The sequence below is a fragment of the Amycolatopsis sp. CA-128772 genome, assembly GCF_002904295.1.
GTDB lineage: Bacteria > Actinomycetota > Actinomycetes > Mycobacteriales > Pseudonocardiaceae > Amycolatopsis.
This window is the reverse complement of sequence record NZ_PPHG01000037.1, coordinates 1-25,864: the sequence shown is the minus strand read 5'-3', so window position 1 is coordinate 25,864 and position 25,864 is coordinate 1. Positions and strand designations below refer to the sequence as shown.

General features: G+C 71.1%; 27 protein-coding genes, 1 pseudogene and 1 riboswitch. Of the genes and pseudogenes, 25 read left to right on the top strand and 3 right to left on the bottom strand.

All coding sequences use genetic code 11. The annotated features are described in order from the left end of the window. Positions 1 to 46: 46 nt before the first annotated feature. The 12 genes from rsmD to C2L59_RS15685 all read left to right on the top strand — a co-directional run bounded on the left by rsmD (position 47) and on the right by C2L59_RS15685 (position 9,472). The gene (rsmD, locus tag C2L59_RS15740; RefSeq protein WP_103350253.1) at positions 47 to 607 is read left to right on the top strand and encodes a 16S rRNA (guanine(966)-N(2))-methyltransferase RsmD; all 561 of its coding nucleotides are present in this window, start codon (positions 47 to 49) and stop codon (positions 605 to 607) included. A 43-nt stretch (positions 608 to 650) separates the two neighbouring features. Continuing rightward, on the top strand, positions 651 to 1,136 hold the full coding sequence (coaD, locus tag C2L59_RS15735; protein WP_103350252.1) for a pantetheine-phosphate adenylyltransferase: 486 nt from the start codon (positions 651 to 653) through the stop codon (positions 1,134 to 1,136). Between the two features lie 133 nt (positions 1,137 to 1,269). Next, positions 1,270 to 1,962, top strand: coding sequence for a ribonuclease domain-containing protein (locus tag C2L59_RS15730; RefSeq protein WP_103350251.1), 693 nt, complete (start codon positions 1,270 to 1,272; stop codon positions 1,960 to 1,962). 119 nt (positions 1,963 to 2,081) lie between these two features. Then, positions 2,082 to 2,810 carry a DivIVA domain-containing protein gene (locus tag C2L59_RS15725; RefSeq protein WP_103350250.1) on the top strand — a complete coding sequence of 243 codons (729 nt, stop codon included), beginning with the start codon at positions 2,082 to 2,084 and terminating at the stop codon, positions 2,808 to 2,810. Positions 2,811 to 2,952: 142 nt separating this feature from the next. Beyond that, positions 2,953 to 3,555, top strand: coding sequence for a DUF177 domain-containing protein (locus C2L59_RS15720; RefSeq protein ID WP_199199094.1), 603 nt, complete (start codon positions 2,953 to 2,955; stop codon positions 3,553 to 3,555). Positions 3,556 to 3,627: 72 nt separating this feature from the next. After that, a complete protein-coding gene (gene rpmF, locus C2L59_RS15715; RefSeq protein ID WP_013223689.1) occupies positions 3,628 to 3,810 on the top strand; it encodes a 50S ribosomal protein L32 in 183 nt (60 codons plus the stop codon). Between the two features lie 13 nt (positions 3,811 to 3,823). Next, on the top strand, positions 3,824 to 4,573 hold the full coding sequence (rnc, locus tag C2L59_RS15710) for a ribonuclease III (protein ID WP_199199093.1): 750 nt from the start codon (positions 3,824 to 3,826) through the stop codon (positions 4,571 to 4,573). A 90-nt stretch (positions 4,574 to 4,663) separates the two neighbouring features. Continuing rightward, positions 4,664 to 6,019, top strand: coding sequence for a polysaccharide lyase 6 family protein (locus C2L59_RS15705; protein ID WP_103350247.1), 1,356 nt, complete (start codon positions 4,664 to 4,666; stop codon positions 6,017 to 6,019). A 44-nt stretch (positions 6,020 to 6,063) separates the two neighbouring features. Continuing rightward, positions 6,064 to 6,924: a bifunctional DNA-formamidopyrimidine glycosylase/DNA-(apurinic or apyrimidinic site) lyase gene (gene mutM / locus C2L59_RS15700; RefSeq protein ID WP_103350246.1), complete on the top strand. Its 861-nt coding sequence runs from the start codon at positions 6,064 to 6,066 to the stop codon at positions 6,922 to 6,924. A 55-nt stretch (positions 6,925 to 6,979) separates the two neighbouring features. Next, on the top strand, positions 6,980 to 7,414 hold the full coding sequence (locus C2L59_RS15695; RefSeq protein WP_103350245.1) for a helix-turn-helix domain-containing protein: 435 nt from the start codon (positions 6,980 to 6,982) through the stop codon (positions 7,412 to 7,414). Positions 7,415 to 7,739: 325 nt separating this feature from the next. Continuing rightward, a complete protein-coding gene (locus C2L59_RS15690) occupies positions 7,740 to 8,297 on the top strand; it encodes a hypothetical protein (protein WP_199199092.1) in 558 nt (185 codons plus the stop codon). Beyond that, on the top strand, positions 8,294 to 9,472 hold the full coding sequence (locus C2L59_RS15685) for an MAB_1171c family putative transporter (RefSeq protein WP_103350244.1): 1,179 nt from the start codon (positions 8,294 to 8,296) through the stop codon (positions 9,470 to 9,472). The genes C2L59_RS15690 and C2L59_RS15685 overlap by 4 nt, the downstream gene beginning before the upstream one ends. A gap of 192 nt (positions 9,473 to 9,664) precedes the next feature. On the opposite strand, the gene C2L59_RS15680 is transcribed toward C2L59_RS15685, so the two are convergent. Then, positions 9,665 to 10,567: an SMP-30/gluconolactonase/LRE family protein gene (locus C2L59_RS15680; protein WP_103350243.1), complete on the bottom strand. Its 903-nt coding sequence runs from the start codon at positions 10,565 to 10,567 to the stop codon at positions 9,665 to 9,667. On the opposite strand from C2L59_RS15680, the pseudogene C2L59_RS48955 reads away from it, so the two are divergent. The 3 genes and pseudogenes from C2L59_RS48955 to C2L59_RS15665 all read left to right on the top strand — a co-directional run. After that, a pseudogene (locus tag C2L59_RS48955) lies at positions 10,512 to 10,646 on the top strand (hypothetical protein); the annotation flags it as partial. The gene C2L59_RS15680 and the pseudogene C2L59_RS48955 sit on opposite strands and share 56 nt — an antisense overlap. 300 nt (positions 10,647 to 10,946) lie before the next feature. Beyond that, entirely contained in the window at positions 10,947 to 11,270 is a 324-nt protein-coding gene (locus tag C2L59_RS15670) for a PadR family transcriptional regulator (protein WP_086843254.1), read from the top strand. Continuing rightward, positions 11,267 to 12,508, top strand: coding sequence for a DUF1700 domain-containing protein (locus C2L59_RS15665; RefSeq protein WP_103350242.1), 1,242 nt, complete (start codon positions 11,267 to 11,269; stop codon positions 12,506 to 12,508). The genes C2L59_RS15670 and C2L59_RS15665 overlap by 4 nt, the downstream gene beginning before the upstream one ends. A gap of 87 nt (positions 12,509 to 12,595) precedes the next feature. Here C2L59_RS15665 and C2L59_RS15660 read toward each other — a convergent pair whose 3' ends face one another. Then, positions 12,596 to 13,120, bottom strand: a complete 525-nt coding sequence (locus tag C2L59_RS15660) for a general stress protein (protein WP_103350241.1) — start codon at positions 13,118 to 13,120, stop codon at positions 12,596 to 12,598. Between the two features lie 228 nt (positions 13,121 to 13,348). Here C2L59_RS15660 and C2L59_RS15655 point away from each other — a divergent pair, with 228 nt between their 5' ends. The 4 genes from C2L59_RS15655 to C2L59_RS15640 are packed head-to-tail and all read left to right on the top strand — an operon-like array spanning position 13,349 to position 17,529. Further along, positions 13,349 to 14,695: a glutamine synthetase family protein gene (locus C2L59_RS15655; protein WP_103350240.1), complete on the top strand. Its 1,347-nt coding sequence runs from the start codon at positions 13,349 to 13,351 to the stop codon at positions 14,693 to 14,695. Then, on the top strand, positions 14,676 to 15,398 hold the full coding sequence (locus tag C2L59_RS15650) for a gamma-glutamyl-gamma-aminobutyrate hydrolase family protein (protein ID WP_199199090.1): 723 nt from the start codon (positions 14,676 to 14,678) through the stop codon (positions 15,396 to 15,398). The genes C2L59_RS15655 and C2L59_RS15650 overlap by 20 nt, the downstream gene beginning before the upstream one ends. After that, complete coding sequence (locus C2L59_RS15645) at positions 15,395 to 16,762, top strand: aldehyde dehydrogenase (RefSeq protein ID WP_103350239.1); 1,368 nt, start codon at positions 15,395 to 15,397, stop codon at positions 16,760 to 16,762. The genes C2L59_RS15650 and C2L59_RS15645 overlap by 4 nt, the downstream gene beginning before the upstream one ends. Next, on the top strand, positions 16,762 to 17,529 hold the full coding sequence (locus tag C2L59_RS15640) for a 3-oxoacyl-ACP reductase (protein ID WP_103350238.1): 768 nt from the start codon (positions 16,762 to 16,764) through the stop codon (positions 17,527 to 17,529). The genes C2L59_RS15645 and C2L59_RS15640 overlap by 1 nt, the downstream gene beginning before the upstream one ends. On the opposite strand, the gene C2L59_RS15635 is transcribed toward C2L59_RS15640, so the two are convergent. Further along, positions 17,526 to 17,723, bottom strand: a complete 198-nt coding sequence (locus C2L59_RS15635) for a hypothetical protein (protein ID WP_103350237.1) — start codon at positions 17,721 to 17,723, stop codon at positions 17,526 to 17,528. The two genes, C2L59_RS15640 and C2L59_RS15635, sit on opposite strands and share 4 nt — an antisense overlap. 72 nt (positions 17,724 to 17,795) lie before the next feature. Between C2L59_RS15635 and C2L59_RS15630 the strand changes: the two genes are divergently transcribed. The 6 genes from C2L59_RS15630 to C2L59_RS15605 all read left to right on the top strand — a co-directional run. After that, complete coding sequence (locus C2L59_RS15630; RefSeq protein ID WP_103350236.1) at positions 17,796 to 19,088, top strand: helix-turn-helix transcriptional regulator; 1,293 nt, start codon at positions 17,796 to 17,798, stop codon at positions 19,086 to 19,088. A gap of 78 nt (positions 19,089 to 19,166) precedes the next feature. Continuing rightward, positions 19,167 to 19,260, top strand: a riboswitch (glycine riboswitch). A 154-nt stretch (positions 19,261 to 19,414) separates the two neighbouring features. Next, entirely contained in the window at positions 19,415 to 22,246 is a 2,832-nt protein-coding gene (gene gcvP / locus C2L59_RS15625) for an aminomethyl-transferring glycine dehydrogenase (protein WP_103350235.1), read from the top strand. A gap of 5 nt (positions 22,247 to 22,251) precedes the next feature. Further along, positions 22,252 to 23,343, top strand: coding sequence for a glycine cleavage system aminomethyltransferase GcvT (gcvT, locus tag C2L59_RS15620; protein WP_103350234.1), 1,092 nt, complete (start codon positions 22,252 to 22,254; stop codon positions 23,341 to 23,343). A gap of 12 nt (positions 23,344 to 23,355) precedes the next feature. Then, a complete protein-coding gene (gcvH, locus tag C2L59_RS15615) occupies positions 23,356 to 23,733 on the top strand; it encodes a glycine cleavage system protein GcvH (protein ID WP_103350233.1) in 378 nt (125 codons plus the stop codon). Next, entirely contained in the window at positions 23,733 to 25,007 is a 1,275-nt protein-coding gene (glyA, locus tag C2L59_RS15610) for a serine hydroxymethyltransferase (protein ID WP_103350232.1), read from the top strand. The genes gcvH and glyA overlap by 1 nt, the downstream gene beginning before the upstream one ends. Further along, the coding region (locus C2L59_RS15605) for a lipoyl synthase (protein ID WP_103350290.1) at positions 25,004 to 25,864 on the top strand (861 nt) is incomplete at its 3' end. The genes glyA and C2L59_RS15605, both read left to right, overlap by 4 nt.

Below are 25,864 nucleotides of genomic sequence, written 5' to 3'. Positions count from 1 at the left end.
CGTGTCCCGGTCATCCGCGCCGCGCGTCGTCCCCCACAATCGGGGGGTGACCAGGATCGTGGCCGGGACGGCGGGCGGACGGCGGCTGAAGGTGCCGCCGAAGGGCACCCGACCGACGTCGGAACGCGTGCGGGAAGCCCTGTTCAACGCCCTCGGCACGGCGGGTGAGCTGGACGGCGCCCGCGTCCTCGACCTCTACGCCGGCTCCGGCGCGCTCGGCCTCGAAGCGCTCTCCCGCGGCGCGGCGGACGCGCTGTTCGTGGAGGCCGACCGGCGGGCCGTGGAGGTCCTGCGGGCCAACGTCGCGGCGCTGGGCCTGGGCGGCACGGTCCGGGCCGGACAGGTGGAAGCGGTGGTCGCGGCGCCCGCGCCGGCCCCGTTCGACCTCGTGCTGGCCGACCCGCCGTACGCCGTGGACGCCGCGGCCCTCGGGGCCGTCCTGGCGGCGCTGGCCGCGGGCGGCTGGCTGGGGCCCTCGGCCCTGGTGGTGATCGAGCGCGCCGCCCGCGACGGCGAGCCGGACTGGCCGCCGGGCTTCGAGCCGACCCGCGCGAAGAAGTACGGCGACACGGCCGTCTTCTGGGCGGAGTACGCGGCTGTGGCGTGAGCCACGCGGCGGGAACGGGGTCCGGCACGGTAGCGTCCGCGCCATGCGGCGTGCGGTCTGTCCCGGTTCCTACGATCCGGCCACCAACGGCCACCTCGACATCATCGAACGGGCCAGCCGGCTGTTCGACGAGGTCGTCGTCGCGGTCGGGGTGAACCGGTCGAAGAAGGGCCTGTTCGAGGTGCCCGAGCGGCTCGACATGCTCCGCGAGATCACCGCGAAGCTCGGCAACGTGCGGGTCGACTCCTGGGAGGGCCTGCTGGTCGACTACTGCCGCGACCACGACATCGCGGCGGTCGCCAAGGGCCTGCGCTCGGTCAGCGACTTCGACTACGAGCTGCAGATGGCGCAGATGAACCGCGAGCTCACCGGCGTCGAGACGCTGCTGATGGCGAACAACCCGGCGTACGGCTTCGTGTCCAGCTCGCTGGTCAAGGAGGTCGCCGCGCTCGGCGGCGACATCGAGCACCTCGTGCCGCCGATCGTCTACGAGCGCCTCTCGGAGAAGTTCCCGAAGCTCGGGGCCTGACCCTCCACAAGGGAGCCCCGGCTGTCCGGTTCCCGGCGTTCGGACCCCTCCGTTCGTCGGGACTTCGGCCCGGTGGTGGCGGAGTTCACGTCGTCGTCTCCTGACGATCATCCGATCGAGTTACGGTCCGAAAATGACCAACTACCGATCGCGCCTGGCTGCCGTCTTGCTCGCGCTCTTGGCGACGGTGTTCGCCGGGGTCACCACCGCCTCGGCGGTTTCCCCCGCCGTCGTCGCGCAGAATTCGTGCGGCAATCTGTCCGGCTTTTCGCACACGACGCTTTCGGCGCTCCCGCCGGAAGCGACGACGACGTACAACCTGATCCGGACGGGCGGCCCGTTCCCGTACCCGAAGAACGACGGCGTCGTCTTCGACAACCGCGAAGGCGTCCTCCCGGCCTGCGCGTCGGGCTACTACCACGAGTACACGGTGCCGACCCCGGGCTCGAGCACCCGTGGCACGCGCCGCATCGTGACCGGCAGTGCCGGCGAGTACTTCTACACGGGCGACCACTACGCGACCTTCAAGGTCATCGACATCGGCGGCGGCACGACGCACGCGTGCGGCGACCTGTCGGGCCTGGCGAAGATCGGCTACTCCCAGCTGTCCTCGGCGGCTCGCACGGTCGTGGACAACGTGCGCGGCGGCACGGCCACCGGCACGACGTACGAGAACCGCGAAGGCGTGCTGCCGGCCTGCGCGCCGGGCTACTACAAGCTGTTCGCGGTCGGCACGAACGACCGCGTGATCTCCGGCAAGGCGGGCGAGCTGGCCTACACGCCCGACCGGTACGCGACCTTCAAGCGGATCGACCCGGCTTCCTGATCTTCGCGGCGGCCGCCGGGCGTGTCCCGCCGGGAGGACACGCCCGGTGCCGTGCGCCTTCACCGCTTCGGCGCCCGATGCGGGCAGACTGGGCACAGCGACAGGGGATTGGAGTTGCCGTGTACCGGGTTTTCGAGGCGCTCGACGAGCTCGTGACCATCGTCGAGGAGGCGCGCGGCGTCCCGATGACGGCCAGCTGCGTGGTGCCCCGGGGGGACGTGCTCGAACTCCTCGACGATGTTCGCGACGCCCTGCCGGCGGAGATCGACGACGCCCAGGACGTCCTCGACAAGCGCGACGACCTCATCCACGCCGCCCGCAAGGAAGCGGGCGACACGGTGGCGGGCGCGAACGCCGAGGCCGAGCGCACGATCGCCGAGGCGACCGACGAGGCGGAGCGCATCCTGGCCGACGCCCGCGCCCGCGCGGAGCAGATGCTGGCGGACGCGCACGACCAGGCCGACCGCACGGTGGCGGCGGGCCAGGCGGAGTACCAGAACCTCACGGACCGGTCGCGCGCGGAGTCCGAGCGCATGATCCAGGCGGGTCGCGACGCCTACGACCGCGCGATCGAGGACGGCCGCGCGGAGCAGGCCCGGTTGGTGGCCCAGACGGAGGTCGTCCAGGCGGCGCACGCGGAGTCGGCCCGGATCGTGGACGAGGCCCACGCGGAGGCGGACCGCCAGCGGGCGGACTGCGACGCGTACGTGGACGGGAAGCTGGCGGAGTTCTCGGAACTGCTGGCGACGACGCTGCGGACGGTCGATTCGGGGCGCAACCACCTGAGGTCGCCGGCGAACCTGCCGAGCTCGGGCGGACGGCCGACGCTCTACGACTACCAGGTGTGACGATCTTCTCAGCCGGGCCGGCGGGCTCGCGCCCGTTCTGACCCGGGACCGGAGCGCCGGCGGCGGCCCGGCCGCCGAGCCGCGGGCGCGTCCGTGCCGCCCAGCTCAAAACCGGTGGCGACCAGTGCGTACCCTGGACGGGATGTCCGAGAACAAGACCCCCCAGCTCGACGACCGCAGCCCGTGGGTGATCGACACCCGTGAGCTCGGCCGTCACGCCGGCCTCAGCCGCGCCCTCCGGCGCAGCGTGCCGGTGGAGACGCCGCTCGGCGTCCCCGACGTCATCACCATCGAAGCCGGCTCCGAGCTGGAACTCGACCTGCTCCTCGAGTCCGTCGTCGAAGGCGTGCTCGTCAGCGGCACCGCGCGGGCCACCGCCAAGGGCACCTGCGCCCGCTGCCTCGACCCGCTCACCGAAGAGGTCGAGGTCGAGGTCCAGGAGCTGTTCGCCTACCCCGGCTCGGTGACCGAGGAGACCACCGACGAGGACGAGATCCCCCGGCTGGTCGACGACCGGATCGACCTCGAACCCATCGTGCGCGACGCCGTCGTGCTGGCCCTGCCGCTGGCTCCGCTGTGCACCGAGGACTGCGCCGGCCTCTGCACGGAGTGCGGCGTCAAGTGGGCCGATCTCGAGCCCGGACACGGGCATGAGAAGATAGACCCTCGGTGGGCCGCACTCGTCGAGCGATTCGACGAGAACGCGGGCGAAACGCCTGCGCCGGGCCCCGCTGAGCAAGCCTGACGAGCGCCAGCTCGTTCCGGAGGAAAGTTCGCTCGCACGACCGCGAGCAGACCGTCATAAGGAGATTCACTCGTGGCCGTCCCGAAGCGGAAGATGTCGCGATCCAACACGCGCTCCCGCCGCAGCCAGTGGAAGGCGGCTCCGGTGCAGCTGGTGCCCTGCTCCAACCGCGCCTGCAAGCAGCCGAAGCTCCAGCACATCGCGTGCCCGTCGTGCGGCCAGCACAACGGCCGCCAGGTCGTCGAGCCCGCCTGATCGGGTAGCCGACATGGGGGGCAAGACGCCCGGGGGACCCGCAGCCGATCCGGCGCCGTTGCTCGAAGCGCTCGGGGTCACCCTCGACCCCGAGCGGCTCCGGCTTTCGCTGACCCACCGTTCGTACGCGTACGAAAACGGGGGGCTGCCGCCGAACGAGCGGCTGGAGTTCCTCGGTGACGCCGTGCTGGGCCTCGTCGTCACCGATCACCTCTACACCACTCACCCCGACCTGCCCGAAGGTCAGCTCGCGAAGCTCCGCGCCAGCGTGGTCAACATGCACGCACTGGCGCGGGTGGCGCGCGGGCTCGGCGAGGGCGGTCTCGGGGCGCACCTGCTGCTCGGCAAGGGCGAAGAGCTCACCGGCGGCCGGGACAAGGCGAGCATCCTCGCCGACGGGCTGGAGGCGGTGATCGGCGCCGTCTACCTCGAGCACGGCATCGAGATCGCGCGCAAGCTCGTGCACCACCTCTTCGACGGCCTGCTCGCCGAAGCGCCGCTGCGCGGGGCCGGGCTCGACTGGAAGACGAGCCTGCAGGAGCTGACCGCGTCGGCCGGTCTCGGCGTGCCCGAGTACCGGGTCGAGGACACCGGGCCGGACCACCGCAAGGAGTTCACGGCCACCGTGCTGGTCGCCGGCCGTCCCCTCGGCCACGGCACCGGGTCGACGAAGAAGGAAGCCGAACAGAAGGCCGCCGAGACGGCTTGGCGTTCGCTGTCGGCCGAAGTCGAGGCGCAGAAGCAGGCCGAACCGGAGTCCTGATCAGCGGGAACCCCCGTTGACGGCGCCGCCCTCCCCTCCGTAGCTTGGTGATCATCCGCCGCGCTCGTACTCACTGGAGAGGTAGGGCGGATGCGTCTGTTCTTCGTACCCTTGATCGCCGCGGCGCTGGTCGTCGTGCCCGGCCCGGCCGCGTCGGCCGCGACGATCCGCGTCACGTCGCTCGCGGCGCTGCAGTCCGCGATGGACAAGGCCGATCCGGGTGACACGATCGCCCTCGCCGACGGCAGTTACGCGGCGAGTTCGACACTGTCGATCAGACGGTCCGGCACCGGCTCGGCGCCCGTGACGATCGCCGCCGAACACACCGGGCAGGCCACCATCACCGGCTCGAAGACGTTCGCCTTCGCGAGCGGTGTCGCCAACGTGGTGCTGCGCGGGTTCAAGTTCCGCAACGGCGCGTCGCTGAGCGTCCCGGCCGGCGCGGCGAACAACCGCCTGACCCGCAACGACTTCCAGCTCACCACGGACGGGAACTGGGTGACGGTCGGCGGCGACGACACGGTGGTCGACCGCAACGTCTTCCAGAACCGCACCACCCAGGGCGTGTTCCTGCAGATCCTCGGGCCGTCCGGCGCCATGGCGAAGCGCGTCCACGTGCACCACAACTACTTCTACAACCACCGGTTCAGCGGCTCGAACGGCGGCGAATCGATCCGGCTGGGGCTGAGCGACCGCCAGTCGTACAGCGCGAACGCCCTGATCGAGAACAACCTGTTCGAGAAGGCCGACGGCGACAGCGAAGCGATCTCCGTCAAGTCGTCGGACAACGTGGTGCGCTACAACACGATCCGGGACAGCAAGGGCTATATCGTGCTGCGCCACGGCAACCGCAGCACCGTCGAGGGCAACGTCCTGTTCGGCTCGGGCATCCGGTTCCACGGGAACGACCACAAGATCGTCGGCAACTACGTGGCGAATTCCGGCGACCGCGCGATCGTCTTCGGTTCCGGCGACGAAGCCGACAGCGGGCCGACGAGCAAGCTGCACGACCGGCCCGACCGGGTGACCGTCGCGTACAACACGGTGCTGGGCAGCTCTTCGGTGATCGACGGCGACGGCGGCGACTTCAAGCCGAAGGACTGCGTGGTCGCGGACAACATCGTCAAGGGCACCTCGGGGACGCTGGTGACGCTGCCGAGCGGATCGGTCGTGAAGTACGAGGGCAACATTTCCTTCGGCGCCGCGGCGGGGATCCCGTCGCGGAACGTCGACCCCAAGCTGGTCAAGGACGCGGCCGGGCTCTACCGCCTGTCGCCGGGCAGCCCGGCGATCGACACCGGGGCCGGGTCGTACCCGTACGCGGGGAAGGACTTCGACCTGCAGGCCCGCTCGGGCGCTTTCGACGTCGGCGCGGACGAGTACTTGGCGTCGGGGACGACCCGGGTTCCGCTGACGAAGGCCGACGTCGGACCCACCGCGCCGTAGGTGCCGTTCCGGAAACTGTCGTACCCCCCGGGCACAATGGCCGTATGCCCGAACTACCCGAGGTCGAAGTGGTCCGCCTGGGCCTGCAGGCGCACGTCGCGGGGCGGACCATCCGCGAGGCTGAGGTCCTGCACCCCCGCGCCATCCGCCGGCACGCCCTGGGCGCGGAGGACTTCACGCAGCGGCTCGCCGGCACCCGCGTCGAGGCGGCGCGGCGCCGGGGCAAGTACCTGTGGCTGGAGCTGTCCGACAAGGAGGCGCTGCTGGCCCACCTGGGGATGAGCGGGCAGATGCTGGTCCAGCCGGAGGGCGCGCCGGACGAGAAGCACCTGCGGGTGCGGCTGCGCTTCGACGACGACGGCCCGGAGCTGCGCTTCGTCGACCAGCGGACGTTCGGCGGCCTGGCGCTGGACGACCTCAACGAAGTGCTGTTGCCGGACACGATCGCGCACATCGCGCGCGACCCGATGGACCCGGAGTTCGACCTCGACGCGGCGGTGCGCGCGCTGCGGTCGCGGCGCACGGAGGTCAAACGGGCGCTGCTCGACCAGACGCTCGTGTCGGGCATCGGCAACATCTACGCGGACGAAGCGCTGTGGCGCGCCCGCCTGCACTGGTCCCGGCCGACCGGAAAGCTGACCCTCGCGAAGGGCCGCGAGCTGCTGTCGGCGGCGTCGGACGTGATGAACGCGGCGCTGGGCGCGGGCGGCACGTCGTTCGACGCGCTGTACGTGAACGTCAACGGGCAGTCGGGCTACTTCGACCGGTCGTTGGACGCGTACGGCCAGGAGAGCATGCCGTGCCACCGGTGCGGCACGGCGATCCGGCGGGAGCCGTTCATGAACCGTTCGTCGTTTTCGTGCCCCCGCTGCCAGCCGCGGCCGAGGCCGAACTCGGGTAGATAAAAGGGGGTTGCCTTTCAGCTAGGATGAATATGCCTGGTAGCTGAGGGAGTGCATCGTGGTCAAGGAGCCCGGAAGTTCGACGCTGGCCGACAAGATCGACCGGCTGTTCCACGTGGTCCGCAGGCCCGACCGGGAGCCGTACAGCAACGAAGAGGTGGCCAAGGCCTGCCGCGAGGCCACAGGCGAAAGCTTTTCGACGACGTACCTGTGGCAGCTGCGCACGGGCCGCCGCGACAACCCGACCAAGCGCCACCTCGAGGCTTTGGCGCAGTTCTTCGGCGTACCCCCGGCATACTTCTTCGACGACGAGCAGAGCACGAAGATCGCGGAGGAGCTGGCCCTGCTGGGCGCGCTGCGCGACGCGGGCGTCCGTGACCTGGCGTTGCGCGCGGTGACGCTGTCTTCGGACGGCCTGGACACCATCAGCGACATGATCGACGCGATCGCCCGAAGGGAGGCCGGCCGCGGCGCCCCGAAGAAGGAGGGCTGAGGTGGCGGAACTCTCGCCATCGGGACCGGAGTCACCGGGGGGCGTCGCGGAGGCTGGTTGTGCGGGCGCCGATCCGCGCCTGCGGAGTTTGCCGGGGGGCGTTGTGGGGGCTGGTTGTGCGGGCGCCGATCCGTGCCTGGCTGCTCCGTGGCGCGGCGTGCGGGGTATCGTCGCGAATCGCCGATCCGGCCGCCCGAGCCGCCTGCCGGGAACCACGTGCCGCGTCCGCGCGCCGGATTCGGCCCGGCCGCGCAACCAGGTGAGCCCGGCCGCGTTGTTCCGGCTGGAACCGTAACGGCCGGGGTGGGGTGAGGGAGACGTGAAGGTGGCGCGACCGTCCTGGCGGCGGCGACCGGCTCGCTCGCTCTGGCAGCGGGCGCGCGAAGTCGCCGATGCCGTCAGCCTGCCCGAACCGTTCGATGCCGGGGCCTTCGTCGCGGCCCTCGCCGCCGAGCGCGGCCGTCCCATCGAGCTGATGCCCGTCAGCGCTCCCGAAGGCGCGCCGTGCGGGTTGCTGATGAGCACCGAACGGGCCGACTACATCCTCTACCCGACCAACACGACCGCGCTGCACCGGCGGCACATCCTGCTGCACGAGGTCGGGCACCTGCTGTGCGGCCACGTCGGCTCCGACGGGGGTGCCGACGGCGTGGCCATCGACGCCGCCGCGGGACGGCAGCTGATGCCGAACCTCTCGCCGGAGCTGGTCCGGCGCGTGCTCGGGCGCACCACCTACTCCGAGGTCGAGGAGCGCGAAGCCGAACTCGTCGCGAGCCTGCTCGCGCAGCGCGTCGTCCGGCCCGCCGAGCCGCGTGAACCCGCGCCGGGCGTCCCGGAGGGCGTGCGGCGCTTCGATTCCGTGTTCGGCCGCCGCACGCCGTGATCGAGTCGCTCGCCTACTACCTCTGCCTCGCGGGGTTCGCCGGGTTCGGGTACAAGCTGATCGAGGCGCGCCGCAGCCAGCCGGCGCGCACGATGTGGTTCCTCGCCGGCTTCGGCATCTGCATCGCCGCCGGAATCGTCGTGCTGACGCCGGCCATGTCGGCCCTCGCCGGCCCGGGCCCGGTCGCCGAATGGGTGCTGAGCCTGGCCGGCGACGAACTCAAGCTGGGCGCGATCGGGTTCGCGGTCGCCTTCACGCAGTCGGTGTGGCGCGGCGAAGGTGCCCGGCTCGCGCCGCACGCCCTGTTCACCGGCGCGACGATGGTGCTGCTGGCCGGGTGTTTCGCGCTGTCCGAGCCACGGCGCGTGGGTGACGAAACGGTGTTTTCCGCCGCCGGCCTGCCGTTCGCACTGGCCGACAAGGTGTTGTTCCTGGTCTACAGCCTGATCAGCCTCGGCCTGCTGCTCGCGGTGTTCGCGCGCAGCGCGTGGCACGCGGAGCCGGGCCCGCTGCGCGCCGGGCTGTGGCTGCTGGTGGCCGGCGTGGCCTCGGCCTTCGCGTGGACGTTCTGGGACGTCGACGACGTCCGCCACCTCGCCGGATCGGCGCGGATCGGCGCCCGGGAGGACGTGCCGTCGTCGGTGCTCGCGGCGGTGACGATCGGGTGCGTCGCGGCGGGGGCGACGCTCAGCGCGTGGTCGCCGGCGGTGTCGTCGGTGCTCGGCCGGGTCCGCGCGTACCGCGCCTACCGCCGCATCGAGCCACTGTGGACGGCGCTGCGCACGGCGGTCCCTGGCATCGCCCTCGACCCGGGCCGCGAGCTGGCGGGCGGAGCCGAGTTCGCGCTGTACCGCAGGGTCATCGAAATCCGCGACGGCCACCTGGCCCTGCGAGCCCACTTCGACCCGGACCTCCCGGCCCGCGCGGAGGCGGCGGCCCGCCGGGCGGGAGTCCGCGAAGCCGAGGTGGCGGCCACGGTGGAGGCGGTAACCCTGGCGGCGGCGATCGAGGCGGGCCGAGCAGGCCGCCGCTTCAACCGTTCCCCGGACCCCGACGCCGAACCGGACGCGGCCGCGGACGTGACGGCCGAGGCCGCCTGGCTGGTCCAGGTGAGCCGAGCCTGGCAACGCCGCGACGCGGTGGTCGAACGGGTCAAGACCGCCACTCCCGGCTAGCTCCGCTCCGCCCGGCTCCGCCCGCACGCCCCCAATGTGGCGTTGGGTGCGTTGGGTGCCCCCAATGTGGCGTTCGGTGCGTTGAGCGCACCCAACGCCACATTGGGGCGCCGGCCTGCGCAGCCCGGTTCGGCCCGGCCCGGCCCGGGCAGCTCCCAGCCGCTGCGTCCGGCTGAACCCGCGCGAGGCCGGTCAGCGCGGATAACGGGCCCCGTTCACCGTCACCCTCAGCGTGTACAGCGAGCTCGAAGCCGTGATGAACAGCTCGTTCCCCCTTGCCCCGCCGAACGTGAAGTTCGAACAGATCTCCGGCATCCGCAGCTTGCCGATCCGTGTCCCGTCCGTCGCGAAGCAGTGCAGGCCGTCGTGGGCCGCCGCCCAGATCTGGCCTTCGCTGTCCACGCGGACTCCGTCGAAGCCGCCGCTGTCGCTCGTCGCGAAGATGTCGCCGCCCGTCAGCGCGCCGCCCTCTGCTACCGAGAACACCCTGAGGTGGCTCGGGTCCTGGCGGGTGTCGGCGAGGTACAACCGCGACTCGTCGGCCGAGAACGCCAGGCCGTTCGGCCGGCTGAAGTCGTCGGCGACGATCGTCACCGAACCGTCCGGGTCGGCTCGGTACACGTGGCACGCGCCGATTTCGCTCTCCGCGCGGTAGCCCTCGTAGTCGCTGTCGATGCCGTAACTCGGGTCGGTGAACCAGATCGAGCCGTCCGAGTGCTCGACCACGTCGTTCGGGCTGTTCAGCCGCTTCCCCCGGTACCGGGACGCGAGGACCGTGATCGAGCCGTCGTGCTCGGTGCGCGTCACCCGGCGCGTGCCCTGCTCGCAGCTGACCAGACGTCCGCGGCGGTCGACCGTGTGGCCGTTCGCGTAGCTCGACGGCTGCCGGAACACGCCGACCTGGCCCGTCGTCTCGTCCCAGCGCAGGGTGCGGTCGTTCGGGATGTCGCTGAACACCAGGTAGCGCCCGGCCGGGAAGTACGCCGGGCCCTCGGTCCAGCGGCAGCCGGTGTGCAGGCGCTGCATCCACTCGTCGCCGTTGACGCGCCGGAAGCGCTCGTCCAGCACCTCGAAGTCCGTCTTGACCAGGTCCATCGGCTTCACCATACGGCTCGCCGAACTGCAGCGGGACGCGACGCAGGCGTACGCCGCCCTGGGCAAGGCTGTCGGGCTCTCCGCCGGGGCGGCCCACGAGCGGGTGCGCAAACTCCGGGAGCAGGACGTGATCCGCCGGACCACCGTGGACGTCGACCCGGCCACCGTCGGCCGCGGGGTCGCCGCGTTCGTTTTCGTCGAGGCCGGCTCTCGCGATCGACGGCGTCACCGGCACGCAGACCGTCGTGGTCCTCGAATCCTTCTTCGAACGCCCGGTGGACCCCGAGGTTTGAGCCCCTTCGCGACGCACCGGGCCCTCCGCCGTGCGCACTACTGTGCAATGCGTGGTACCTTCTCATGCGTAAGACTGGAGGGTGCAGTGGAGATCAGTCAGCTGCTCAAAGGGGTGCTCGATCTCGCCGTTCTCGCGGTGCTCCGCGAGGAGGACGGCTACGGGTACGACGTCCTGCGAAGACTCAGGGCGGCCGGCCTGGACGAGGTGGGGGACGCGTCGGTGTACGGGACGTTGCGCCGGCTCTACAAGGCCGGCCTGCTGACGTCGTACGTGGTGCCCAGCGAAGAGGGGCCGCACCGCAAGTACTACAGCCTGAACGAGCCGGGCCGGGCCCGGCTGGCGGAGTCCGGCAAGACCTGGCAGAGCTTCGCGTCGACGATGAACGTGCTTTTGGGAGAGGCAGCATGAGCGACAAGCCGACCGCCGTGCGGGTGTATCTGGCGCGGGTCCGGACCGCGCTCGCCGACCTGCCCGCGAGCGAGATCGAAGAGATCCTCGAAGACGTCCGGCCGCACCTGGCGGAACTCGAGGCCGAGCTGGGGGAGGGTGCCCGCGTCGAAGCCCTGATCGAACGGCTCGGCTCGCCCGAGAGCTACGCCGCCGAGCTGCGCGCGTCCGGCGGGTACCCGGTGCCGGGCGAAGGGGCGACGCAGGTGCCGGCGACGGCCAGGCCGAGCCTCGTGAAGCCGAGGATCGCGTTCTGGGGCCTGGTGCTCTGCGCGCTGGCGGTCGGGCTGTTCGCCTTCGGTGCCGGCGTTTCCGTGCACGGCGAGGTGCTGGTGGGCCTGCTGCTGTTCGCGCCGGTGTTCCTCGTCAGCCTCGTGCTGCTGCTGCGCGGCGGGATCGAACCGGTACTGGCGCTGCCGGAACTCGTCTGGCTGCGCTCGGCCCTGGCCAAGGGCCGCGAGCAGGAGGACACCGGCAGGCTCCTGCGCTACCTCGGTTCGCTCAAGCCGGCGTGGTGGGTGCTGTGCGCGATCGTGCTCGTCGCGTTCGGGCTGCTGCTCATGCTGCGGGAGCGGGACACGGTGGTCCTGCTGCCGTTCCTGATCCTCGCGGCCGTCGCGGCGGTGTGGGCCGGCCCGCGGGTGCGCACCGACCGGCGGCTGCTGTGGGTGGCCGTGCCGATCTCGGCGTTCGTCATCGGCGGCGCGCTGGGCGGCTTCGGCGCCGCGGTCGACCTCCTCACGCGGAACAATCCCTACCCCGGTCCGTCGTACTACTCGTCCTCGGCCGACAGCTACGGCAACGACCAGCTGACCTACGGCGGCCACGACGTCCAGAACGTCTACGCCTTCGACGCCGAGGGCAAGCCGCTGACCGAGGTCTACCTCTACGACGAGGAGGGCAGGCCGCTCACGCTGACCCGCTACGGCTGCGAGCGCTCGAGCGGCGGCAAGCAGAAGATCGGCGAGGACAACCGGTTCCCGCGCCCGAAGATCGAGCAGGGTGTCGTCGACGACCGGGGCGACTACAACGGCTACAACGGGTACCGCGGAGCCTGCCGCGAACTCGGCGGCGTGCCCTTCAGCGCGGCGATCCCGAAGGTGACCGTGCCTGTCACGCCGAGCACGCCGACGCCGACGGCCACACCGACACCGACACCGACGCCGACACCGACGCCGACGCCGACACCGACCAGGTAGGGGGGACAGGGGCGGTCGGGGCCGCTCCTGATGCGGCGAAGGCCGCCTCCGGGGCATCCCGGGGGCGGCCTTCGATCAGCAGCGGCGTCAGTGGCCGAACGCGCTGCGCGCCGCGAGGTCGGCCAGCAGGGCGCGGCCCTTTTCGGCGTTGCGCGGCTGCGACAGGACGTCGTAGCGGCGGGCCACCAGCTGGCTCTGCGAGACGAACCCGCGCTTGTTCCGGTTCACCGCGTAGCCCAGTGCGCCGAAGAGCAGGTTGAACCCGAGTCCGGCGACGAGGCCGATCACGATCGGGACCAGGCCGGCGCCCGGGTTGAGCAGGCTGAGCATCAGGCCGAGGAACACACCGAACAGCGCACCGGACGTCGCCGCGCTGCCGAGGACCTTGCCCCACGACATCTTGCCCGCGACCCGCTCGACGAGCATCGGCTCCACGCCCACGATCGTGACGTCGGTGACGGGGAAGTCGGTGCCCGCGAGGTGGTCGACCGCGCGCTGGGCCTGCTCGTAGGAGTCGTACGAACCGATCGGCCAGCCGGTGGGCAGGGTCGGGAGCTGGGGCCGGGCCTGCTGCTGTCCGATCGTGCTCTGCTGCGTGAATGCTGTGGTCATCGATCTCACCTCTCTTGCCCTGTCCAACGTGCGAGGGCCGCGGTTTCCTCCCGTCCGGGTGAATTCACAGACTCTTCTCAGCCGGGCAACCCGGACAATCCGGCCGCCGCCGCAATGGTACAAGAAAATACCTTTTCCCAGGTTGACCCCGCCCCGGTCACCGGGTAGGAAGAACCGGCAAAGGATTCATATCAAACCTTTGGGGCGACGATGGCACGCAGGCGAGGCATGCTCACGCTCGACGAACTCCGGGCGCGCGTGGACGCGGGCACGATCGACACCGTGCTCGTCGCGCTCACCGACATGCAGGGCAGGCTCCAGGGCAAGCGCTGCTCGGCCGAGTACTTCCTGGACGAGGTCGTCGGCCACGCCACCGAGGCCTGCAACTACCTGCTCGCCGTCGACGTCGACATGAACACCGTCGACGGCTACGCGCTCTCCTCCTGGGACAGCGGCTACGGCGACTTCGTGCTGCGCCCCGACCTCGAGACGCTGCGGGAGATCCCGTGGCAGGAGGGCACCGCGCTCGTCCTCGCCGACGTCGAGCGCGTGCAGGGCGGCCCCGTCTCGGTGTCGCCGCGCCAGATCCTGCGCCGCCAGCTCGACCGCCTCGCCGAACGCGGGCTCGCCGCCTACGTCGGCACCGAGCTCGAGTTCATCGTCTTCGACGACACCTACGAGGCCGCCTGGGACAAGCACTACCACGGCCTCAAGCCCGCCAACCAGTACAACGTCGACTACTCGATGCTCGGCACCGCGCGCCTGGAGCCGCTGCTGCGCCGCATCCGCAACGACATGGCCGGCGCCGGGCTCTACCCGGAGTCCGCCAAGGGCGAGTGCAACCCGGGCCAGCAGGAGATCGCTTTCCGCTACACCGACGCGCTCGCCACCTGCGACAACCACAGCGTCTACAAGAACGGCGCCAAGGAGATCGCCGCGCAGGAGGGCAAGAGCCTCACCTTCATGGCGAAGTACAACGAGCGCGAGGGCAACTCCTGCCACGTCCACATCAGCCTGCGCTCCACCGAAGGGCGGGCGGTGCTCGCGGGGGACAGCGAGCACGGCTTCTCGAAGCTGATGGAGCACTTCCTCGCCGGTCAGCTCGCCGCGTTGCACGAGCTGACCTACTTCCTCGCGCCGAACATCAACTCCTACAAGCGGTTCGTGCCCGGCAGCTTCGCGCCGACGGCGATCGCGTGGGGCACCGACAACCGGACGTGTGCGCTGCGGGTCGTCGGGCACGGCGAGTCGCTGCGCGTGGAAAACCGCGTGCCGGGCGGGGACGTCAACCCGTACCTCGCGGTCGCCGCGCTGATCGCCGCCGGCCTGCACGGCATCGAGAACGAGCTGGAGCTGGAAGAACCGTTCACCGGCAACGCCTACCACTCCGGCCGGGACATCGTGCCGACCACGCTGCCCGAGGCCGCCGCGGCCCTGGCCGGCAGCGACCTGGCGCGCGCGGCGTTCGGCGACGACGTCGTCGACCACTACCTGAACGCGGCGAAGATCGAGGTCGACGCCTACAACGCCGCCGTCACCGACTGGGAGCTCGTCCGTGGCTTCGAACGGCTCTGAGCTGAACCAGAGCAAGCCCGTCATCGGCCTCACCAGCTACCTCGAACCGGCGAAGTTCGGCGTCTGGGAGACCGAGGCCGTGCTCCTGCACCGCTTCTACGTCGACTGCGTCGTGGCGGCCGGCGGCATCCCGGTGCTGCTGCCGCCGGTGTCCGACGCGTACGACCGGCTGACGTCCACAGTGGACGGCCTGGTGCTCACCGGCGGCGCCGACGTCGAGCCCGCGCGCTACGGCGCCGAGCCGCACCCGGCCACCTACGTCCGGCCGGAGCGGGACGCCTTCGAGTTCGGCCTGTTCGCGGCCGCGCGCGCAGCGGGCAAGCCGGTGCTCGGCGTGTGCCGCGGCCTGCAGGTGATGAGCGTCGCCCTCGGCGGCACCCTGACCCAGCACCTGCCCGAGAGCGGCACCACCGAGCACCAGCCCGCCCCGGCGACGTTCGGCCGGGGCACGGTGACGCTCGCCGAAGGCAGCCGGGCGGCGGCGATCCTCGGGCCCGAAACCAAGACCCTGTGCTACCACCACCAGGCGATCGACCGGCTCGGCACCGGCCTGGAGGCGGTCGGCTGGGCCACCGACGGCACCATCGAGGCCGCCGAGGTGCCGGGGGAGTTCACCCTCGGCGTCCAGTGGCACCCCGAGCAGGACACCGACGACGTCCGGCTGTTCCAGGCTCTCGTCGAAGCGAGCAAGGAGAGGGCATGACCACCAGTTTCGACGTGCTGAACCCGGCCACCGAGGAGGTGGTGCGGAGCGTCCCCTTGACCAGCGTCGAAGAGACCGATGCGGCGATCGCGCGCGCCCACGCGGCGTTCCCGGCCTGGCGCGACGTCACCCCCGGCGACCGCGCCCGCCTGCTGCGCCGGTTCGCCGACGCCGTCGAGGCCGACATCGAGCACCTCGCGCGGCTGGAGGTCGAGAACTCCGGGCACACCATCGGCAACGCCCGCTGGGAGGCGGGCAACGTCCGCGACGTCCTCAACTACTACTCGGCCGCGCCGGAACGCCTGATCGGCCGGCAGATCCCGGTGCCGGGCGGCATCAACGTCACTTTCCACGAGCCCCTGGGCGTGGTCGGCGTGATCGTGCCGTGGAACTTCCCGATGCCGATCGCCGGCTGGGGGTTCGCGCCCGCGCTCGCCGCCGGGAACACCGTCGTCCTCAAGCCCGCCGAGCTGACGCCGCTGACCGCGCTCCGGCTGGCCGAGCTGGCGCGCGAGGCGGGCCTCCCGGAGGACGTCTTCCAGGTGCTGCCGGGCAAGGGGTCGGTGGTCGGGCAGCGGTTCGTCGACCACCCTTCCGTCCGGAAGGTCGTCTTCACCGGCTCGACCGAGGTCGGCAAGCGGATCATGGCCGGCTGCGCGGCGCAGGTGAAACGCGTGACGCTGGAACTCGGCGGCAAGAACGCCAACATCGTGTTCGCCGACTCCGACCTGGAGAAGGCCGCGGCGACCGCGCCCTACGGCGTCTTCGACAACGCCGGCCAGGACTGCTGCGCGCGGTCGCTCATCCTGGTGCAGGCGAGCGTGTACGAGAGGTTCATGGAGCTGCTCGAACCCGCGGTGCACGGCGTCGTCGTCGGCGACCCCGGCGACGAAAGAACCGAGATGGGCCCGCTGATCTCGGCCGCGCACCGGGAGAAGGTCGCGTCCTACGTGCCGGCCGGCGCGCCGGTCGCGTTCCGCGGCACCGCCCCTTCCGGGCCCGGTTTCTGGTTCCCGCCGACCGTCGTCACCCCACCGGACCTGCGGCACCCGCTCGCCTCGGACGAGGTCTTCGGCCCGGTCGTCGCCGTCGTGCCGTTCGCCGAAGAGGGCGACGCGATCCGGATGGCCAACGCGACCGAGTACGGCCTGTCCGGGTCGATCTGGACCCGCGACGCCGGCCGCGCGTTCCGGGTGGCGCGCGGTGTCGAAGCCGGCAACCTCTCGGTGAACTCGCACTCGTCGGTGCGCTACTGGACGCCGTTCGGCGGCTTCAAGCAGTCGGGCCTCGGCCGCGAGCTGGGCCCGGACGCCGCGGCGGCCTTCACCGAAACCAAGAACGTCTTTCTGAGCACGGAGGAGTAATGGTCCAGCGTTTCGAAGGCCGCGTCGCGGTCATCACCGGCGGCGCGAGCGGCATCGGCCTCGCCTCGGCCCGCCGCCTGGCGAGCGAAGGGGCGAAGGTCGTCATCGGGGACCTGACGCCGGATTCGGGCAAGGCCGCGGCCGACGAGATCGGCGGCGCGTTCATCCAGACCGACGTCACCGACGCCGAGCAGGTCGAGAACCTGTTCCACAGCACGGTCGAGCAGTTCGGCTCGGTCGACGTCGCCTTCAACAACGCGGGCATCTCGCCGCCGGAGGACGACTCGATCCTGACCACCGGCATCGAGGCGTGGGAGCGGGTCCAGCGCGTCAACCTGACGTCGGTGTACCTGTGCTGCAAGGCCGTCCTGCCGCACATGCAGCGCCAGGGCCGCGGCTCGATCGTCAACACGGCGTCGTTCGTGGCGGTGATGGGCGCGGCGACGTCGCAGATCTCCTACACCGCGTCCAAGGGTGGCGTGCTGGCGATGAGCCGCGAGCTCGGCATCCAGTTCGCGCGCGAGAACATCCGCGTCAACGCGCTGTGCCCGGGCCCGGTGAACACCCCGCTGCTGAAGGAGCTGTTCGCGAAGGACCCGGAACGTGCGGCCCGGCGCCTGGTCCACGTCCCGGTCGGCCGCTTCGCCGAGCCGGAGGAGATCGCGGCGGCGGTGGCCTTCCTGGCCAGCGACGACGCCAGCTTCATCACGGCGTCCCAGTTCCTCGTCGACGGCGGCATCTCGGGCGCGTACGTCACCCCGCTCTAACGCTTGACCTGCTTCTTGACGCCGTAGACCTCCTTGAGGAACTTCCAGGCGGCGTTGAGGCGCTTGCGTTCTTCCGAGATCGCCCGTTCGCGACGCCGCAGGACGCGGACGGCGACCTCGGAGGCCAGGAACGCGCCGGCGGCGAAGGTCAGCACGCCGACGATCAGGGTGAGGGCGATCACGGTGGTGGTCATGGTGACCAGCGTCGGCGCCCGACGGGCGATTCGTCCCTGCGCAAAGCTAGCGGGTTTCGTTAGCTTTGTGAGGTGACGCACTGGCGCGCCGGCGAGTGGGCGGAAGCGGTCCGGGCCGGGATCCGCTCCCGCGGGCTCTCCCTGGACGAGGCCGCCCGGCGCATCGGCGTCCCGACGTCCACCCTGCGCAGCTGGATCGAGCACCGGCACGCGCCCAAGGTCACCGTCTTCGACCACTGGGCCCAGCTCGCCGAGGTCACCGGGCTCGGCGAGGCCGAGCTGCTGCGCGTGGCCGGTGTGCTGCCGGACGCGCTCGCGAGCCCGGTGCACGTCGCCCAGGCCGCGAAGGCGCTCAGGGAAGGCATCGACCGGGCGGGGCAGTTCCTCCGGCAGGCGACCGCGCTCGTCTACTCCTCGCCCGGCACGCAGGTGGCCAACGCCATCGCCGCGTCGCCGATCGACTGGGAGATGCGGATCCGGTCGGCCACCCGCGGCGGCGAGGTGCGCGTCACCTACCACCACTACGTCGGGATCGTGCCGCCGCGGGACTTCCCCCACGACGACGCCGAGGTGCGCCGCATCATCGAGCACGACGTCCTCGGCGAACTGTGGCGGCCGCTCGGGCTGTACTGGCGGGTCGCGGAGGTGCACGACTGGCACGAGCCGCCGCGGCTGGTGATCCAGGTGCCCGAGCAGGAGGCGACGCGCCCGCCCGTGCCGTCGCCGGTCGTCGCCGCGCCGCCGGTGATCGTGCTGTCGCCGATCTGGGGTTACGGCGAGCTGCTGGCCTCCCTGGTCGCCGACGGCCTCGGGTTCGGCAACGTCGACTTCCGCTACTTCGGCCTCCCCGACGCGATGGCCGACCGCGTCCGGATCACCGCCCGCGAGCTGGCCGGGCCCGCGCCGCGGCTGGTGCACTCGGTGCCGCCGATCATGCTGCTGCACGGCCTGGCCGTGCCCGACCTGACCGGCCGGCTCCCGGTCGTCGTCCGCTATGGGCCGCGGATGCGCGCCCGCGCGGCGCGGATTTACCGGGACGCACTGCTCGAGGCCGGATTCGCCGACCCGCTGGAAGGGGCGCGGGCGATCGAGGACGCCATCGCGGTCCCGCCGGGCTGCCCGCACTTCGAGGTGACGCTGGCCGACGAGGACGTCTTCGACGGCGACCGGCCCTCGCTGGACCGCCTCAACGACTCGGTGGCCTGGTTCGCCGAGCAGATCGTCGAGCAGGTGCTGCTGGGCGCGGGGCACCCGCCGGTGCCGCTGGGCGGCCCGCTGAAACGCCTGGTCCTGCCGTCGGGCCGGGTCCGGCGCCCACCGGCGCTGGCCGGGTGCGTGGTGCGTCGAGCCCCGCTCGAATACTGATGTGGCGTTGCCCGGGTGAAGTAGACGGACCTCGAACCCGCCGGGTACCGTAACCGCCACAACTGCAGATCGGGCCGTAGAGCCGAGGCGGGAGAGCCCTCACGAAGTCGGTGGGGCACCGAAGGAGCAAACTCCCCGGAATCTCTCAGGTACCTGCTACCGCTTCGCGCGAGGCCACTCTGGAAAGCAGGCGCACCCGCGCCTCACCCAAGGTGAAAGCCGTGCTGTGTCTTCTCACAGCGGCACGGTGAAACTCTCAGGTGCCATGACAGAGGGGGAGTTCCCAGCGCACCGTTCTGTCCGGTGCCCGGCCCGAGGAGCTCCCCATCACGTCTACGCAGTTCGACGCCCGCCACATCGGCCCGTCCGAGGCCGAACGCGCGAAGATGCTGGCCGAGTGCGGCTACGGCAGCCTGGACGCCCTCGTCGGGGCCGCCGTCCCGAGCGCCATCCGCGCGACGAAGGAACTCACCCTCCCGCCCGCCGCGTCCGAAGAGGACGCCACCGCGGAGCTGCGCGCCCTCGCTGCGCGCAACCGGCCGATGACGCAGATGATCGGCCTCGGCTACTCCGACACCGTCACCCCCGGCGTGATCCGCCGCAACGTCCTCGAGAACCCGGCCTGGTACACCGCGTACACGCCCTACCAGCCGGAAATTTCCCAGGGCCGCCTCGAAGCCCTCCTCAACTTCCAGACCATGGTCGCCGACCTGACCGGCCTGGCCACCGCGAACGCCTCGCTGCTGGACGAGTCGACCGCCGTCGCCGAGGCCGTCACGCTGATGCGCCGTGCGTCGAAGTCCAAGTCGAACAAGGTCGTCCTCGACGCCGAGTGCCTGCCGCAGACCATCGCCGTCGTGCGGACCCGCGTCGAGGCCCTGGGTATCGAGGTCGAGGTCCGCGACCTGCTCACCGGCCTGCCGGACGACTTCTTCGGCGTCGTCGTCCAGTACCCCGGTGCGTCCGGCGTGCTGCGTGGCCGCGGCTTCTACCACGCGATTTCCGAGTCGGCGAAGGCCGCGGGCGCGCTGTTCACCGTCGCCGCCGACCTCCTCGCGCTCACCCTGATCACCGCGCCCGGCGAGTTCGGCGCCGACGTCGCCGCCGGGTCGACCCAGCGCTTCGGCGTTCCGCTCGGCTACGGCGGCCCGCACGCCGGGTACATGTCGGTCCGCGCCGGCCTCGAGCGGTCGCTGCCCGGGCGCCTGGTCGGCGTCTCGGTCGACGCCGACGGCAACTCCGCCTACCGGCTCGCGCTGCAGACGCGTGAGCAGCACATCCGCCGCGAAAAGGCGACGTCGAACATCTGCACCGCGCAGGTCCTGCCGGCCGTGCTCGCCGCGATGTACGCGGTTTACCACGGCCCGGACGGCCTGAAGAAGATCGCCCAGCGCGTCCACGGCCTCGCCGCGGGCTTCGCCGGCGCCCTGCGCAAGACCGGCGTCGAGGTCGTGCACGAGTCCTTCTTCGACACCGTCGTCGCGCGCGTCCCGGGTGGGGCCGCCGAGGTCCACGCCGCCGCCCGCGCGGCCGGGATCAACCTCGGCCACGTCGACGCCGACCACGTCCGCGTCGCCTTCGACGAGGTCAGCACCCCCGCCATCACGGCCAAGGTGCTGACGGCGTTCGGCGTCGAAGAGGACGGCCAGGACGGTGTCGCCCTGCCGAACGGCCTGGCCCGCGAGAGCGGCTTCATGGGCCACGAGGTCTTCGGCACCCACCGCTCCGAGACGGCGATGCTGCGCTACCTGCGCAAGCTGTCCGACCTGGACTACGCCCTCGACCGCGGCATGATCCCGCTCGGCTCCTGCACGATGAAGCTCAACGCCACCACCGAGATGGAGCCGATCAGCTGGCGCGAGTTCGCCGGCATCCACCCGTTCGCGCCGGCCGGGGACGCCGAGGGCTACCACGTCCTCGTCGGGCAGCTGGCCGAGTGGCTGGCCGAGGTCACCGGCTACGACAAGGTGTCGCTGCAGCCGAACGCGGGCAGCCAGGGCGAGCTCGCCGGCCTCCTCGCGATCCGCGCCTACCACCGCGCGAACGGCGACGAGGCTCGCGACGTCTGCCTGATCCCGTCGTCCGCGCACGGCACCAACGCCGCTTCCGCGGTGCTGGCCGGGATGCGCGTGGTCGTCGTGAAGTGCACCGACGAGGGCAACGTCGACCTGGCCGACCTGCGGTCCAAGGTGGACAGCCACCGCGACACCCTGGCCGCGATCATGGTCACCTACCCGTCCACGCACGGCGTGTACGAGCACGACATCGACGAGCTGGCCGAAATCGTCCACGACGGCGGCGGCCAGGTCTACGTCGACGGAGCGAACCTCAACGCCCTGCTCGGGCTGGCCAAGCCGGGCGAGTTCGGCGGCGACGTCTCGCACCTGAACCTGCACAAGACGTTCTGCATCCCGCACGGCGGCGGCGGTCCGGGCGTCGGCCCGGTCGCGGTGCGCGCGCACCTCGCGCCCTACCTGCCGAACCACCCGCTGCTCGACGCCGCCGGCCCGGAGACCGGCGTCGGCCCGATCAGCGGCGCGCCCTACGGCTCGGCCTCGATCCTGCCGATCTCCTGGGCCTACGTCCGGATGATGGGCGCGCCCGGCCTGACCGCGGCCACGAAGGTCGCCGTGCTGGCCGCGAACTACGTGGCTTCGCGGCTCGCCCCGCACTACCCGGTGCTCTACACGGGCCAGGACGGCCTGGTCGCCCACGAGTGCATCCTCGACCTGCGTCAGATCACCAAGGAGACCGGCGTGACGGTCGACGACGTCGCCAAGCGGCTCATCGACTACGGCTTCCACGCGCCGACCATGTCGTTCCCGGTCGCCGGCACGCTGATGGTCGAGCCGACCGAGTCCGAGGACCTCGGCGAGATCGACCGGTTCATCGCCGCGATGATCGCCATCCGCGGCGAGATCGACGAGGTCGCGAACGGCAAGTGGACCGCGGAGGAGTCACCGCTGCGGGGCGCCCCGCACACCGCGGAGACGCTGGTCGGCGAGTGGGACAAGGCCTACGACCGCGAGCTGGCCGTGTTCCCGGCCGGGGTGTCGCGCAAGAACAAGTACTGGCCGCCGGTCCGCCGCATCGACGGCGCCCGCGGCGACCGCAACCTCGTCTGCTCCTGCCCGCCCCTCAACGCTTACGAAGGCTGAGCCCAGTGTCTCGAGAAACGTCCCTGCACGGAGTCCACAAGGGACTCGGTGCGCTGTTCACCGACTTCGCCGGCTGGTCCATGCCGGTCCGCTACGCCAGCGAGCTGGCCGAGCACAAGGCCGTCCGCGAGGCGGCCGGGCTGTTCGACCTCTCGCACATGGCCGAAATCCACGTCACCGGCAAGCAGGCGGCCGACGTCCTGGACTTCGCGCTGGTCGGCAACCTGACCGGGGTCAAGCCGGGCCGGGCGCGGTACACGATGATCTGCAACGCCGAGGGCGGGGTCCTGGACGACCTGGTCGTCTACCGCCTGGCCGACGAGCACTACCTGGTCGTGGCGAACGCGGGCAACGCGAAGGTCGTCGCCGACGCACTGGCCGAGCGGGTCGCGGGCTTCGACGCGAAAGTCGACGACCGCAGCGAGACCACCGCGCTGATCGCCGTCCAGGGCCCGAAGGCCGTCGAGATCCTGGGCGCGGTCACCGACGCCGACCTGGACGCGCTGAAGTACTACGCCAGCGTCCCGGCGACGGTGAAGGGCCACGAGGTCCTGCTCGCCCGCACCGGCTACACCGGCGAAGACGGCTTCGAGCTGTTCGTCGACGCCGACGAGGCCCCCGCGTTGTGGCGCCTGCTGCTGGAGGCCGGCGAGCCGCACGGGCTGGTCCCGGCCGGCCTGGCCTGCCGCGACACGCTGCGGCTCGAAGCCGGGATGCCGCTGTACGGCAACGAGCTCACGGTCGGGCAGAGCCCGTTCGAGGCCGGGCTCGGCCGCGTGGTCAAGTTCGAGAAGCCGGGCGACTTCGTCGGCCGCGCCGCCCTGGAAGAGCGCTCCGAGGTCGACGTCCCGCGCGTGCGGGTCGGCCTGAAGGGCGCCGGCCGCCGTGCGCCGCGGCACGGCTACGCGGTGCTGGCCGACGGCACCGGAATCGGCGAGGTCACCAGCGGCGCGCTGTCGCCGACGCTGGGTTACCCGATCGCCATGGCGTACGTCGATCGGGCGTACGCCGAGCCCGGCACCGAGCTCTCCGTCGACATCCGGGGCAGGATCGAGCCCGTCGAGGTCGTCGCCCTGCCCTTCTACTCCCGCGCGTAAAGGACTTTTCCTGTGAGCATCCCCGAGAACCTGCAGTACACCAAGGAACACGAGTGGCTGAAGGTCGAGGACGGCGTGGCCACCGTCGGCATCACCGCCTTCGCCGCCGAATCGCTCGGTGACATCGTGTTCGTCCAGCTGCCCGACGCGGGCTCGACCATCACCGCCGGCGAGGTGTTCGGCGAGGTCGAGTCGACCAAGTCGGTCAGCGAGCTGTACGCGCCGGTTTCCGGCGAGGTCGTCGAGGTGAACGGCACCACATCGGACACCCCCGAGGTCATCAACTCCGACCCGTACACCGAAGGATGGCTCCTGAAGGTGCGTCTGACCGGGGACGTGCCGGACCTGCTCGACGCCGCCGCGTACGCCCAGCTCACCCAGGAGAACTGATGACGACTTTCGACGCTCACCTCGCCGACGTCGACCCCGAGGTCGCCGCGGCCGTCGCGGCCGAGCTCGACCGCCAGCAGTCGACCCTGGAGATGATCGCCTCCGAGAACTTCGCCCCGGTGGGCGTGCTCGAAGCGCAGGGCTCGGTGCTGACCAACAAGTACGCCGAGGGCTACCCGGGCCGCCGCTACTACGGCGGCTGCGAGCACGTCGACGTCGTCGAGCAGCTCGCCATCGACCGCGCGAAGGCCCTCTTCGGCGCCGAGCACGCCAACGTCCAGCCGCACTCGGGCGCGCAGGCCAACGCGGCCGCGATGTTCGCCGTGCTCAAGCCGGGCGACACGATCCTCGGCCTCGACCTGGCGCACGGCGGCCACCTGACGCACGGGATGAAGATCAACTTCTCGGGCAAGCTGTACAACGTCGTCGCCTACCACGTCGACAAGGAGACCGGGATCGTCGATCTGGCCGAGATCGAGCGCCTCGCCGTCGAGCACGAGCCGAAGCTGATCATCGCCGGCTGGTCCGCGTACCCGCGTCAGCTGGACTTCGCCGAGTTCCGCCGGATCGCCGACCTCGTCGGCGCGCGGCTGATGGTGGACATGGCGCACTTCGCCGGGCTGGTCGCGGCCGGGCTGCACCCGTCGCCGGTGCCGCACGCCGACATCGTCACCACGACCACGCACAAGACCCTCGGCGGCCCGCGCGGCGGGCTCATCCTGTCGCGCGAGGAGCTGGCGAAGAAGATCAACTCGGCGGTGTTCCCGGGCCAGCAGGGCGGGCCGCTCGAACACGTCATCGCGGCCAAGGCCGTCGCGCTGAAGATCGCCGCGAGCGACGAGTTCAAGGAGCGCCAGCAGCGCACCCTGGAGGGCTCGCGGATCCTGGCCGAGCGGTTGTCGCAGGAAGACTGCGCTTCGGCTGGGGTGCGCGTGCTGACCGGCGGCACCGACGTCCACCTGGTGCTGGTCGACCTGGTGCAGTCCACTCTGGATGGTCAGCAGGCCGAGGACCGGCTGCACGAGGTCGGCATCACGGTCAACCGCAACGCCGTCCCGTTCGACCCGCGCCCGCCGATGATCACCTCGGGCCTGCGGATCGGCACGCCGGCGCTGGCCACCCGCGGTTTCCAGGCCGACGACTTCGCCGAGGTCGCCGACGTCATCGCCGAGGCGCTGAAGCCGGACTTCGACGACGCCGTGCGCGCGACGCTGCGTGACCGCGTCGAGGCCCTGGCGAAGAAGCACCCGCTGTACGCGGACCTTTCGCGATGAGCGCGTTGCCCGAGGGCCGGAAGCTGCTGCGTCTCGAGGTTCGCAACAGTGAGACGCCGATCGAGAAGAAGCCGTCGTGGATCAAGACGCGGGTGCGGATGGGGCCGGAGTTCACCGAGCTCAAGGGTCTCGTGCGCCGCGAGGGTTTGCACACGGTCTGTGAGGAGGCCGGTTGTCCCAACATCTACGAATGCTGGGAAGACCGGGAAGCGACGTTCCTGATCGGTGGCGACCAGTGCACCCGGCGCTGTGATTTCTGCCAGATCGATACGGGTAAGCCGGCGGCGTTGGACCGTTCCGAGCCGCGGAAGGTTGCGGAGTCGGTGCAGGCCATGGGCTTGCGGTATTCGACGGTCACCGGTGTCGCCCGGGATGACCTCTCCGATGGTGGCGCGTGGCTGTACGCGGAAACTGTTCGGCAGATTCACGCTCTCAACCCCGGGACGGGTGTCGAGCTGTTGATCCCGGACTTCAACGCGGATCCGGAGCAGTTGGCGGAGGTGTTCGGGTCGCGGCCGGAGGTTCTGGCGCACAACGTGGAGACGGTGCCGCGGATTTTCAAGCGCATTCGTCCCGGGTTCCGGTATGCGCGGTCGTTGGAGGTCATCACTGCGGCGCGTGAGGCCGGGTTGGTGACGAAGTCGAATTTGATCTTGGGTATGGGTGAGACGCCGGACGAGGTGGCGCCGGCGATGCAGGATCTGGTGGATGCGGGTTGTGAGATTTTGACGATCACGCAGTATCTGCGTCCCTCGCCGCGGCATCATCCGGTGGATCGGTGGGTGAAGCCGGAGGAGTTCGTGGAGCATTCTCAGGCGGCCGAGGCGATGGGTTTCGCGGGTGTCATGGCGGGGCCG

What these genes read in the sequence shown, in the direction of transcription:
- C2L59_RS15665 (WP_103350242.1), top strand. Translation starts at nt 11,267, where the DNA reads ATGAGCGACAAGCCGACCGCCGTGCGGGTGTATCTGGCGCGGGTCCGG.
- C2L59_RS15655 (WP_103350240.1), top strand. Translation starts at nt 13,349, where the DNA reads ATGCTCACGCTCGACGAACTCCGGGCGCGCGTGGACGCGGGCACGATC.
- C2L59_RS15635 (WP_103350237.1), bottom strand. Translation starts at nt 17,723, where the DNA reads ATGACCACCACCGTGATCGCCCTCACCCTGATCGTCGGCGTGCTGACC.
- C2L59_RS15720 (WP_199199094.1), top strand. Translation starts at nt 2,953, where the DNA reads ATGTCCGAGAACAAGACCCCCCAGCTCGACGACCGCAGCCCGTGGGTG.
- mutM (WP_103350246.1), top strand. Translation starts at nt 6,064, where the DNA reads ATGCCCGAACTACCCGAGGTCGAAGTGGTCCGCCTGGGCCTGCAGGCG.
- C2L59_RS15705 (WP_103350247.1), top strand. Translation starts at nt 4,664, where the DNA reads ATGCGTCTGTTCTTCGTACCCTTGATCGCCGCGGCGCTGGTCGTCGTG.
- C2L59_RS15640 (WP_103350238.1), top strand. Translation starts at nt 16,762, where the DNA reads ATGGTCCAGCGTTTCGAAGGCCGCGTCGCGGTCATCACCGGCGGCGCG.
- glyA (WP_103350232.1), top strand. Translation starts at nt 23,733, where the DNA reads ATGACGACTTTCGACGCTCACCTCGCCGACGTCGACCCCGAGGTCGCC.
- C2L59_RS15680 (WP_103350243.1), bottom strand. Translation starts at nt 10,567, where the DNA reads ATGGACCTGGTCAAGACGGACTTCGAGGTGCTGGACGAGCGCTTCCGG.
- coaD (WP_103350252.1), top strand. Translation starts at nt 651, where the DNA reads ATGCGGCGTGCGGTCTGTCCCGGTTCCTACGATCCGGCCACCAACGGC.
- C2L59_RS15660 (WP_103350241.1), bottom strand. Translation starts at nt 13,120, where the DNA reads ATGACCACAGCATTCACGCAGCAGAGCACGATCGGACAGCAGCAGGCC.
- C2L59_RS15645 (WP_103350239.1), top strand. Translation starts at nt 15,395, where the DNA reads ATGACCACCAGTTTCGACGTGCTGAACCCGGCCACCGAGGAGGTGGTG.
- rnc (WP_199199093.1), top strand. Translation starts at nt 3,824, where the DNA reads ATGGGGGGCAAGACGCCCGGGGGACCCGCAGCCGATCCGGCGCCGTTG.
- C2L59_RS15730 (WP_103350251.1), top strand. Translation starts at nt 1,270, where the DNA reads ATGACCAACTACCGATCGCGCCTGGCTGCCGTCTTGCTCGCGCTCTTG.